This window comes from Mesorhizobium sp. M2A.F.Ca.ET.046.03.2.1 (assembly GCF_003952425.1).
In the GTDB taxonomy this organism is placed as follows: domain Bacteria; phylum Pseudomonadota; class Alphaproteobacteria; order Rhizobiales; family Rhizobiaceae; genus Mesorhizobium.
In genome coordinates this window covers 4998414-5010430 of sequence record NZ_CP034449.1, presented here as the reverse complement: position 1 = coordinate 5010430, position 12017 = coordinate 4998414, and the positions used below count along the sequence as shown (strand labels likewise).

General features: G+C 63.5%; 7 protein-coding genes and 1 pseudogene. 3 read left to right on the top strand and 5 right to left on the bottom strand.

The window, feature by feature from the left end; translation table 11 throughout:
* Window positions 1-291 precede the first annotated feature (291 nt).
* On the top strand, window positions 292-2325 hold the full coding sequence (locus EJ072_RS23835) for a YgiQ family radical SAM protein (RefSeq protein ID WP_126081572.1): 2034 nt from the start codon (window positions 292-294) through the stop codon (window positions 2323-2325).
* A gap of 388 nt (window positions 2326-2713) precedes the next feature.
* Window positions 2714-3214 (top strand): GFA family protein, encoded by a 501-nt coding sequence (locus tag EJ072_RS23830; protein WP_126081571.1) that lies wholly within the window; start codon window positions 2714-2716, stop codon window positions 3212-3214.
* 114 nt (window positions 3215-3328) lie between these two features.
* On the opposite strand, the gene EJ072_RS36410 is transcribed toward EJ072_RS23830, so the two are convergent.
* Together EJ072_RS36410 and EJ072_RS23820 are read right to left on the bottom strand one after the other, a co-directional pair.
* Window positions 3329-3712 carry a hypothetical protein gene (locus EJ072_RS36410; protein ID WP_245466966.1) on the bottom strand — a complete coding sequence of 128 codons (384 nt, stop codon included), beginning with the start codon at window positions 3710-3712 and terminating at the stop codon, window positions 3329-3331.
* 530 nt (window positions 3713-4242) lie between these two features.
* A pseudogene (locus tag EJ072_RS23820) lies at window positions 4243-5232 on the bottom strand (DUF2332 domain-containing protein).
* Window positions 5233-5478: 246 nt separating this feature from the next.
* Here EJ072_RS23820 and EJ072_RS23815 point away from each other — a divergent pair.
* A complete protein-coding gene (locus EJ072_RS23815; RefSeq protein ID WP_126081570.1) occupies window positions 5479-6285 on the top strand; it encodes a class I SAM-dependent methyltransferase in 807 nt (268 codons plus the stop codon).
* Window positions 6286-6418: 133 nt separating this feature from the next.
* On the opposite strand, the gene EJ072_RS23810 is transcribed toward EJ072_RS23815, so the two are convergent.
* From EJ072_RS23810 to EJ072_RS23800, 3 genes are all read right to left on the bottom strand, one after another.
* Window positions 6419-7120, bottom strand: a complete 702-nt coding sequence (locus EJ072_RS23810; protein ID WP_245466965.1) for an RsmB/NOP family class I SAM-dependent RNA methyltransferase — start codon at window positions 7118-7120, stop codon at window positions 6419-6421.
* A gap of 216 nt (window positions 7121-7336) precedes the next feature.
* Window positions 7337-10540 carry a multidrug efflux RND transporter permease subunit gene (locus EJ072_RS23805; RefSeq protein WP_126081569.1) on the bottom strand — a complete coding sequence of 1068 codons (3204 nt, stop codon included), beginning with the start codon at window positions 10538-10540 and terminating at the stop codon, window positions 7337-7339.
* A complete protein-coding gene (locus tag EJ072_RS23800; protein ID WP_189343370.1) occupies window positions 10537-11643 on the bottom strand; it encodes an efflux RND transporter periplasmic adaptor subunit in 1107 nt (368 codons plus the stop codon). Before EJ072_RS23800 ends, EJ072_RS23805 begins: the two co-directional genes overlap by 4 nt.
* Window positions 11644-12017: the final 374 nt, after the last annotated feature.

Genomic DNA, 12017 nt, shown 5'->3' with positions numbered 1-12017 from the left:
AGTGGAAAATGCTGCAGTTTGCCGTGGAGCACGACTGCCTCCAGTGGTGGCAGGCACCAGCTTCTCCAATGCCCGTGGTAATTGGCCTGGTTGTGCTGATGGGCGTGGTAACCAAGACCTCCATTCTCTTGGTGGAATTACGCGCTCCTGCTGCGGCGCCCGGCCTTTCGGGTTTTGAGGCCCTGCTCGACGCAACCCATAAGCGGGCGCGCTCCATCGTCCCAATGCATTTCCGGAGCCCAAGATCGAGCTTAATTGAATTCGCCTTGGCGGCGGCCTATACGTCGGCCGATGGAAACCATAGCCAGCGCCCAGAGAGAAATCACTCCCCTGTCGGTCCGCGGCTCTCCCGCCCGGGAGGCTGCGCCGTTCCTGCCGATGAGCCGCGCCGAGATGGCGGCGCTCGGCTGGGATGAATGCGACATCGTGCTGGTCACGGGCGATGCCTATGTCGATCATCCGAGCTTCGGCATGGCGATCATCGGCCGTCTGCTCGAATCCCAGGGGTTTCGGGTCGGCATCATCTCGCAGCCCGACTGGCAGTCGGCCGAGCCGTTCAAGGCGCTGGGCAGGCCAAGGCTGTTCTTCGGCGTCACCGGCGGCAACCTCGATTCCATGGTCAACCGCTATACGTCGGATCGCAAGCTGCGCCATGATGACGCCTATACGGCGGGCGGCGAGGGCGGCAAGCGGCCGGACCGCTGCACGATCGTCTATACGCAGCGCTGCCGCGAGGCCTTCAAGGACGTGCCTATCGTGCTGGGCGGCATCGAAGCCTCGCTGCGCCGCATCGCCCACTACGACTACTGGTCCGACAAGGTGCGCCGCTCGATCCTGGCCGATGCCAAGGCCGACCTCTTGATCTACGGTAATGCCGAGCGCGCCGTCGTCGAGGTGGCGAACCGGCTCGCCGCCGGCGACACGCCACGCCAGCTCGACGCCATCAGGGGCGTCGCCCTGTTTCGCCGCGTGCCCGAGCATTTTACGGAACTCCATGCCGACGATCTCGATTCCGCCGACGAAGGCGCCAGCCGCAAGCCCGGCGATATCGCGATCCGGCTGCCATCGTTCGAGCAGGTCGAGGGCGATCGCGATGCCTATGCCCGCGCCTCGCGCGTGCTGCACCGCGAGGCCAATCCCGGCAATGCCCGCCCGCTCGTCCAGCGCCATGGCGACCGCGACCTGTGGCTCAATCCGCCGCCCATCCCGCTGACCTCCGAGGAGATGGACGCCGTCTACGACCTGCCCTATGCACGCGCGCCGCACCCGTCCTATGGCGACGCCAAGATCCCCGCCTGGGACATGATCAAGTTCTCGGTGACGGTGATGCGCGGCTGCTTCGGTGGCTGCACGTTCTGCTCGATCACCGAGCATGAAGGCCGCATCATCCAGAACCGCTCCGAGGGCTCGATCCTGCGCGAGATCGAGAAGATCCGCGACAAGACCCCGGGCTTCACCGGCGTGATCTCCGATATCGGCGGGCCGACCGCCAACATGTACCGGATGGCCTGCAAGGACCCCAAGATCGAGGCGGCCTGCCGCCTGCCGTCCTGCGTGTTTCCCGATATCTGCCCCAACCTCAACACCTCGCATGACGACCTGATCCGGCTCTACCGCAAGGTCCGCGAGGTCAAGGGCGTCAAGAAGGTGATGGTCGCCTCCGGCGTGCGTTATGACCTGGCCGTCAAGAGCCCGGAATATGTCAAGGAACTGGTGACCCACCACGTCGGCGGCTACCTCAAGATCGCGCCCGAGCACACCGAGCGCGGGCCGCTCGACAAGATGATGAAGCCGGGCATCGGCACCTATGACCGCTTCAAGGAGATGTTCGACGCAGCCGCCAAGGAAGCCGGCAAGAAATACTACCTCATTCCATATTTCATCGCCGCCCATCCCGGCACGACCGACGAGGACATGCTGCAGCTGGCGCTCTGGCTGAAGAAGAACCGCTACCGCGCCGACCAGGTGCAGACCTTCCTGCCTTCGCCCATGGCGACCGCGACGGCCATGTACCACACCGGCGTCAACACGCTGAAGGGCGTGCGGCGCGGCGCGACCGACAAGGTCGAGACCGTTCGCGGCGGGCGGCAGCGCCGGCTGCACAAAGCATTCCTGCGTTACCACGACCCCGACAATTGGCCACTGCTGCGCGATGCCCTGAAGGAGATGGGCCGCGCCGACCTGATCGGTCCCCGCCCCGACCAGCTCGTGCCTGCCCACCAGCCCCCCGGAACCGGCAAGGCCGCTGCCACCAAGCGCCCCGTGCGCCCGATCGGCAGAGGACAGAGATTCACCACCAAGGGCGTGCCGTTTCCAAAGAGGTGAGCCGTGACGCTCCGTCAGCATAGCTGATCTGCCGGGCGGCGATCCGAGCACAAGCAGATCCGATTTCGCCGGCAGCTTGGCGCCTTATGTCGGACGTTTAAGCTACGTTGAGCAGCTTTCAAAAGCGGACTTCGCCAGCGCCCGCACCGGTACTTCGCAGCTGAGGACCCACTGGACAGTCTCTGCGAGCTTCGGCCACCGCTTAACGGCGGTTGAAGCGGAAGTCATTGGCAGACGACCGGGAAGGCGTGATCGGGTCCATTCTTTTGGGCCGACAAATCACACCCGCTAACACCAGAATGAGATCGGCTCTTGCGAGGCTGGACTATCAAACACGAATACCTGAAAGACATTAAGCCCAAACCCGCCTCTTGAAGGAGGAGAAAAAATGAAACGCATCGAGATGGAGATGAGCGGCGGCTGCCAGTGCGGTGCCGTGCGCTACCACGCAAGCGCTATGCTCGACAACTCGCATCTCTGCCATTGCCGCATGTGCCAGAAAGCCTCGGGCAACATCTTTGCCGCGCTCGTCGCCGCGCCCGATGAGGCGCTCACCTGGACACGCGGCAAGCCGAGCGTCTGGAAGAGCTCGGAGCTTGTCGAGCGCGGCTTCTGCGCCAATTGCGGCACGCCATTGTTCTTCCACCACCTCGAAAACGGTCGCACCAACCTGATGATTGGTTCGCTTGACGATCCGCACGCCTTCCCGCCGCTTGCCAGTACCTGCACCGAGAACATGGTGGCGTGGTTCGATACGATCACGGGCATAGAAAACACCGGTGCTACCGAAAATAACGGAGCCGACTGGGCCGCGGCGATCAAGGAGAGCAACAACCAGCACCCTGATCACGATACCACCTCGTGGGTGGTGAGGAGGCGTGATGGCTGAGTACTATTCCGGCGGTTGCCAGCGCGGCGCTGTCCATTGCCGCTAATTCGTGCCTCGAAGCAGCCGTCAGCTTCCGGCCCATTCGGGTCATTCAAAAAAGTGGTTCGCGAATGGCTATGGTGGCCCGGCCCGTGAGCGCGCCTTCTCGCTGCATGACGGCGGCAAAGAAGCCGTATCGTTGCGCGCGGGCGTCAGCGACAGATAGTCCGGATGAGATGAGTTCGCCAGCTGCGGCGCGGCCTCATTAAGCGGCACAACACGAAAGACTGGACACGCCGCCAGGAAAGCGGCCACCTGGTCCTCATTTTCCTCGGGCAGCATGGAGCATGTAGCGTAGACCACCCGTCCACCGGGCTTCACCAGGCGTGCCGCGCTCGCCAGGATCCGGGCCTGCAACGACACAAGCTTGTCCAGACCCTGTTCCTCCCGTGCGCGCCAGCGCGCGTCGGGATTGCGTCGCCAGGTGACGGTGCCGCTGCATGGCGCGTCGACCAGCACGCGATCGAAACCACCCTTGTGGCGCTTGATTCAGCCGTCTCGCCGGCCAGGAGCCTCGTCTCGATATTGTGCAATCCGGCCTGGGCCGCGCCGACCTGATCGGTCCCCGCCCCGATCAGCTCGTGCCCGCTCACCAGCCGCCCGGCACCGGCAAGGCCGCCGCCACGAAGCGCCCGGTGCGCCCGATCGGCAGAGGACAGAGATTCACCACCAAGGGCGTGCCCTTTCCAAAGAAGTGTCCCAGAACGCTCCATCTGCATAGCTGATCTGCCGAGTGGCGATCCGACCCACAAGCAGATCCGATTTCGCCGGCAGCGTGGCGCCCGCATGTCGGCCATAGAGACGGCTGTTTCTGCTTCCTGAAAGCGGACGACGCGGTGAGGAATGGACAAATCGAAGTTGCGCCATTTGTGGAAATTCGAGGCGAGGTCGGCCAACGTCTGCAATCGAAGGCAGGGCCGGACATCCCCCTCATTCGGGAGGCCCGTCCTGAGCAAGCGTTGGCGAAATGCTCTGCATCGGCCGTGCCCCTAGGCCTCATCCGCGATCCATGCGAGCGAAGCTCCATGCGGGTCGGTCCAGGCGACAGGAGTGCGGTTCACAGAGAGGAGGAAGCGCCCGGGTGGCCAGCTTGTTCCTGCGCGCGTGGCGATGGACGGGAATGCGCGGGGGAACTCGTTCGATACCCAATATGGAGCGTGACGCATCGCCTGCCCGGCGAAAGCCTCCCTGTCTGCGGGCTCGGAGATGTAGTCGAGGACGGCCGTGTGAAAGACGACAAGGGTGGCGTCCTTTGGGGCTTCGCTGCAGAGCCGAGCGAACTCGCTCCCGCGCAAGTCGCCCTTCACGATCCGTGGCTTGACCGTGGCAGCGATCTTCACTGCCGCCTGCAGAATGGCAAGCCGCTCCGTCTGCTCCGGCCAGACCAGTGTCTCAAGCTATGCGACTTGCGCAGGATCTGAAGCATCGATTGGACTGAGGTCCAGCCCCGCTCGCCAGACGACGTGCGGCGCGGCCGTCGGCAATGGGGTCGTCTCGCTGACGGAGCAACGCAAGATAGGCGGCTCCGAGGCCATCGAGGGTGGGCGGATCGCCTTGCGGCCGTAGTCGTAGCCATAGAGGTCGGGCATGAGGCAGAGCCCGGCGGAGGTTCCGACCTCGAGGAGCGCCAGCGGCTGCGGCAATCGCGCTAGGACGGGGAGCAGCGAGGCGCACCTTCCTGGTTCGTTGGTTTGTGTCGAACGCTCGAGCATCAGCGAACGGACAGCGTCGGGGTGGGCCAGGAGCACCTGACGAAACTCGGTCCAGCCCTTCGGTGTGCCGAACAGGTGACGCACCGCCGCAAGCAGAAGGTTCGGTTGCCTTTTCGTGTCCGGGAGGGTCGATAGGAAGCCGAGTGTCTCCCGGTCTCCATCAACCGCAGGAGCCAACGCCTCGTAGAGCGGCGAACGGCCGTGGGCTTCCGTATCGGCGAAGTGAACATACCGGGCTGAGATCTCAGCCAAGCCCTCCTCATCCATGTCCGGTGATCCCTCGACTACGACTTCTGGTCACAGTACACGATCTTCGGGTGTGATGGCAGTCAAACAAGCGATGCCTCGGAGCACCGGCCGACGGAGGGCCAGTGTGATTCCAGGGGCTGCCGCTATGTCGTGTTTTCCTGAGAAGTGTTAATAAGCTTCCGCTGGATTGCCCGGCGTGACGGCGATACGCGCGACCTGAATGGCCATGTTAATGTCCATTCTTGATCAAGGGAGGATGGCGCCATGGAAACCGCAGAACTACGATATAATTGGGCCGATCCCGACGTCTACGAGACATTCATAGGGCGCTGGAGCGAACATCTGGCAAGCCCATTTCTTACCCGTGCCAATGTTGCTCCGGGCAGTCGCGTGCTCGATGTAGCATGTGGGACGGGTGTGTTGTCGAAAGCACTGGCCGAGGCGGGAGCGCATGTGATCGGTGTTGACGCATCGGAGGGATACCTGGACGGAGCCCGCCGTCGACGATCCCACCCCAATATCGCATATGAACACGGCGATGTCCGGCAACTGCGGTTCGACGCCAATTCTTTCGATGCGGCAGTTTCCACCCTGGCCCTGGACGTTATCCCGGAAATTGAACAGGTAGTTGCCGAGATGAAGCGCGTGACCCGTCCAGGCGGCGTGGTCGCGTCCGCCGTTACTCAGTTCTTTGGTGGCATGCCCGCATTCGATCTCGTCATTAACACCGGCGCCGTGCTTGAGGCCGACTTCGCAAGGCTGAGATCCATGCGGGCGGGGCGTCAGCTCTTCTGGCCTGATGGTCAGGCAACGCTGTGGCGGAAGATCGGCCTCGTCGACGTGACCGAGATTCCCATTGTCGTGGATTGCGAGTATGCGTCCTTCGCCGATTATTGGGCCACGTTCACCGACGGCCCAGGCAGCACCACACCCACATTGATGGCTCTTTCTGGCGACGCCCGCGGTTCGATCGAACAGCATGTTCGTGCTGGGTATCTGGTTGGCTTGCCCGATGGACCCCGGTCATTTCCTATGATGTTCCGTATGGTGCGTGGCTTGGTCCCAGCGTAACACTGGAGAGCATGCATTGGGGCCTCCGCCGGCCGCGTGTACGCAGTTCTAAGACCTACCCGAGGGTTGATCATCAGCTATCGTTCCTCGGCAGCCAAAAGTGCCAGGCCGCTTCCGGCCCCATTCAGGTCATTCAAAAAAATGGATCGCGAATGGCTATGGGCCCACCTGGGAGCGCACCTTCTCGCTGCATGACGGCGGCGAAGAAGCCATCGGTATCGTTGCGCGCGGGCGTCAGCGACAGGTAGTCCGGATGAGATGAGTTCGCCAGTTGCGGCGCGGCCTCGTTCAGCGGCACCACACGAAAAGCGGGATGTGCCGCAAGGAACGCTGCCACCTGGTCCTCATTCTCCTCGGACAGCATAGAGCATGTCGCGTAGGCCAGCCGTCCACCGGGTTTCACCAGGCGCGCCGCGCTCGCCAGGATCCGGGCCTGCAACGACACGAGCTTGTCCAGACCCTGTTCCTCCGGCGCGCGCCAGCGCGCATCGGGATTGCGTCGCCATGTGCCGGTGCCGCTGCATGGCGCGTCCACCAGCACGCGATCGAAACCACCTTTGTGGCGCTTGATCCACCGATCCGTTTCGCCGGCCAGGAGCCGCGTCTCGATATTGTGCAATCCGGCCTGGGCCGCGCCGACCTGATCGGTCCCCGCCCCGACCAGCTCGTGCCTGCCCACCAGCCGCCCGGCACCGGCAAGGCCGCCGCCACGAAGCGCCCCGTGCGCTCGATCGGCAGAGGACAGCGATTCACCACCAAGGGCGTGCCCTTTCCAAAGAAGTGAGCCGTAACGCTCATCAGCATAGCTGATTTGCCGGGTGGCGATCCGAGCCACAAGCAGATCCGATTTCGCAGGCAGCTTGGCGCCCCAACGCAGTCGTTTGAGAACGACTCGGCGAATGACCGTTATGGGGGTTCAAGCGTCTAGTCGTAACGGCAGCGACACCAGCCGTCGAGGTTGGGCCGACATTAGTTCGGACAATCGCCAACCTCGCCTTCGACAGGAAGGAAGAAACGTCGCCGTTCGCGCGGTCGCGGCGAATTCGTAACCCTACTCGGCGGGCGTCTCCGATGGCGTCTCTGCCGGCCCCGAAGGCTCGGCTTCGGCACGGGGCTTGCGCCCTGAAAACAGCGACCTGAGCGTGACGTAGAACACCGGCGTCAGGAACAGGCCGACGAAGGTGACGCCGAGCATGCCGGAGAACACCGCGGTGCCGAGCGATTGGCGCATTTCTGCGCCCGGGCCCGTTGCGATCATCAGCGGCACGACGCCGAGGATGAACGCGAAGGCGGTCATCAGGATCGGCCGCAGCCTGAGCCGGCAGGCTTCGACGGCAGCCTCTGCGACCGACAGGCCCCGTTCCTGCGCCTGCCGCGCGAATTCGACGATCAGGATCGCGTTCTTGGCGGCAAGCCCGATCAACACGATGAGGCCGATCTGCACGAGGATGTTGTTGTCCAGCCCTCGGAAAGTCCCGCCGAGCAACGCCGCGAGCACGCCGAGCGGCACCACCAGCACTATGGCAAACGGCAGCACCCAGCTTTCATATTGCGCCGCCAGCGCCAGGAAGACGAACAGCACCGACAGTCCGAAGATATAGACTGCGGCATTGCCGGTGTTGCGTTCCTGATAGGCGAGCTCGGTCCATTCGTAGGAGGTACCGGCCGGCAACGTCTTTGCCGTGATCCCTTCCATCAATGCCAGCGCGTCGCCCGTGGAAACGCCGGGCGCGGCGTTGCCCTGCAGCGGCACCGAGACGTACATGTTGTAGCGCTGGACCAGCGCCGGGCCGGTGACGTCGCGGATCTCGAGCAACGTGCCGAGCGGAACCAGCGCGCCGGACGCCGAGCGAACCTTCAGTTTCAAGATGTCGGCGCGATCGAGGCGGAAGGCCTGGTCGGCCTGCGCCCGCACCTGGTAGACGCGCCCGAAAGCGTTGAAGTCGTTGACATAAGCAGTGCCCAGATTGATCGACAGAGTCTCGAAGATGTTGGGGATCGGCACGTTCAGGATGCGCGCCTTGTCGCGATCGATCGCAAGGAAGAATTGCGGGCTCGACGCGGAGAAGGTGGTGAACACGCCCATCAGCCCCGGCGTCTTGTTGGCCTTGCCGGCGATTTCGTAGGCAAGCGCCAGGATCTGCCGCATGTCGGCGCTGTTGCGCTCCTGGATCTGCAGCTTGAAGCCGCCGGCATTGCCGACGCCGCGAATAGGCGGCGGCGGCAGTGCTATTATGAAGGCTTCCTTGATGCTTTGCAGGCTGCCGAACAGATTGCCGATGACCCTGGTCGCCGACTGGCCGGCTTTCAGCCTCTCATCAAACGGCTTGAACCTGGCGAAGATGACGCCCTGGTTGCTGGCGTTGGTGAAGGTCGCGCCGGAGAAGCCGGCGAACGCGACTGCGTAGTCGACGCCTGGGGTTTTCTGGATGATTTGCGACGCCTGCTGGATGACCGCATCGGTCCTCGACAGCGAGGCGCCGTCGGGCAACTGGACGACGACGATCGCATAGCCCTGGTCGAGCGACGGAATGAAACCGCGCGGCACCGTCTGCACCATGTAGACCGTGGCGTAGATCAGGGCCGCGAAAACGGCCAGCATGGCGGTGATCGCTATCCGCGAGCCGACCAGCACGCGAATGATGCTGGAATACCAATGGGCGACCCTGTCGAAGCCGCGATTGAAGCCGTCGGCGAGCGCCCGTCCGAACCGCGCCAGGAAAAAGCGCGGCGCCGCCGCCGCGGCATGGTGCGGCTTGAACAGCAGTGCGGCCAGAGCTGGCGAAAGCGTCAGCGAATTGAATGCCGATATCGCCGTCGAGACCGCGATGGTAATCGCAAACTGCAGGTAGAACTGCCCGGAAATGCCGGGGATGAAGGCTGTCGGCACGAACACGGCTATCAGCACCAGCGAGATCGCGATGATGGCCGTTCCGACTTCGTTCATTGTCAGGTGCGACGCCGGATTGGGCGCCAGCCCACTGGCAATATTGCGCTCGACGTTCTCGACCACGACGATCGCATCATCGACGACGATGCCGATCGCCAGAACGAGGCCGAACAGCGTCAGCATGTTGAGCGAGAAGCCGGCGGCGTAAAGCACCGCCAGGGTGCCGATCAGCGACACGGGGATCGCCACGATCGGCACGATCGCCATGCGCCACGACTGCAGGAAGACGATGATGACGATGATGACGAGCAGCATCGCCTCGAGGATCGTCTTGTAGACCTCCTGGATCGACTCGGCGACGAACTCGGTCGGATTGTAGACGATGTCGTAGTTCAACCCCTTCGGAAAGTCGCGGGAAAGCTCCTTCATCTTGTCCTGGATCTCCGCGGCCGCGGCGAGCGCATTGGTGCCCGGCCGCTGGAAGATGGCGAGCGCGACCGCCGGTTTGCCGTTGAGATAGGAGTTGGTGACGTAATCCTTGGCTCCGAGTTCGATGCGCGCCACGTCCTGCAGCGCGATCAGGCGCCCGTCGTCGGTCGATTTGACGATCACGTATCGGAAGTCGCGGGCGTCGTTGAAGCGGCCTTGCGTGGTGACCGTGTACTGGAACGCCGTGCCGGTGCCCGTCGGCGGCGCGCCGATCGAGCCACCCGACACTTGGACGTTCTGATCGCGCAGCGCCTGCACCACATCGCCCGAGGTCATTCCCAGGGCGGACAGTTTTTCCGGATCAAGCCAGATGCGCAGCGAATATTCGCGTTCGCCGAAGATGATAAGGTCGCCGACGCCGTCTAACCTGAGCAGTATGTCGCGCACCCGCGAGCGGGCGTAGTTCGAGACGTAGAGCTGGTCGTAGGTATTGTCGGGCGACAGCATGTGCACGACCATCATCAGGTCGGGCGAGCTCTTGGTGGTGGTGATGCCGAGGCGGCGGACCTCTTCGGGCAGGCGCGGCTCGGCGACCGACACGCGGTTCTGCACAAGCACCTGCGCCTTGTCGAGATCGGTGCCCAGCTTGAAGGTGATGGTCAGCGCCATCGACCCGTCGCCCGACGAATAGGATGACATGTAGAGCATGCCCTCGACGCCATTGATCTCCTGCTCGATCGGCGTTGCCACCGTCGCTGCGACCGTCTGGGCGTCGGCGCCCGGATACTGCGCGCGAACGACGATGGTCGGCGGCGCGATCTCGGGATATTGCGCGACCGGCAGCTGGGTATAAGCAATCCCGCCGAGGATCAGCAGGACGATCGAAACGACCGATGCGAAGATTGGACGGTCGACGAAGAAATGCGCGAACCTCATTGCTGCAACCCGGCGGTTTCGACCTTGGGCGGCAACGTCACCATCTCGACCTTCACCTTGGTGCCGGGCCTTGCGTGCATCAGCCCGTTGACGATGATCGTCTCGGCGCCGGTCAGGCCCGAGCGGATCACCCGGTAGCCGTCGAGAAGCGGTCCGGTGCGCACGGGCTTCGCCGACACCATTCCGGCCTCGTCCACCAGCAACACGATGCGACGATCCTGATCGGCGCCGATCGCCTCGTCAGGCACCAGCACGCCGCTATGCGGCAGCGACCCCGGCACGTTGATGCGCCCGAACATGCCTGGCTGGAGAACGCCGTCGGGGTTGGGAAACGTCGCACGAACCCGCATTGTGCCGGTCGCGTTGTCGATCCGGTTCTCGGCAAAATCGAGCTTGCCCTTGACCACCGCCTCCGCGCGGTCGGCGACCTGAACCTGCACATCGAGCCCGCCGGCGCCTTCCTGCATGCTGCCGCCACGCGCCATCGCGTCGCGGGCGTAGCTGAAATACAGACGCTCATCGACGTCGAAATAGAAGTCGATCGGGTCGCGCGTGACGATGGTCGTCAGCAAGGTGGAATCCGGCTGCACGAGGTTGCCGACCGATACCAGCCGGCGGTCGATGCGGCCGGACAACGGCGCCTTGATCTCAGTGAATTCCATGTTCAGGCTGGCCGTCGTCAGCGCAGCCGTCGCGCCCTGCATCTGCGCCTGCGCCGCAAGGTATTCCCGCCGGCGGTCGTCGACCGTGGCGGGCGAGATGTTGCCGGTCTTGGCAAGTTCGTTGGCGCGATCCAGTTGCATCTTGGTGAATTCGAGCAGGCTCTTGGCGACATCCACTTGCGATTTGGCGGCATCATAAGCGGCCTGGTACGGACGCTGGTCGATGGTGAAGAGCAGGTCGCCCTTGTTGACCAGTGCGCCGTCCTGGAAGCTGACCTTGTCCAGATAGCCGCTGACGCGCGAACGGATGGCAACCTGGTCGACGGCTTCGAAACGCCCGACGAACTCGTCGTCCTCGATGATGTCACGCACCACCGGCTTGGCCGCCGTCACCACGGGCAGCTGCTGGTCCTGCGCAAACGCAGTGCTGCTGAAAGCCATGCCGAGCAGGAATGCCGCCGACGCGGTGGCGCAGGCAAGCCAGCCGGCCGATCGACGGGGTCGCTCGCCCACGTCGCAACGCCATTGCCCATTGCCTGTGGTATCCATTTGCGTCCCCCTCGCTGGACCCGGAGGTCGGTTGATCCGCTTCTACGCTCAGGCTTTTTCGTCGAGACCCGAGCACTGCAATATTGTGCACGGCACATGATCATTTTCCATATGGGCTGAAATGTCCATCCTGTGGCTGCCTCCCCACCGGGTAGGCCTAGTCGCAATCTAAAGGAATCAGGATTCCTTTGACACACACCGTCAAGCCAAATTCGCCACGCTCGTCACCCGCCTTCAGCCACACACCCCTGATGACCGATTGGTAG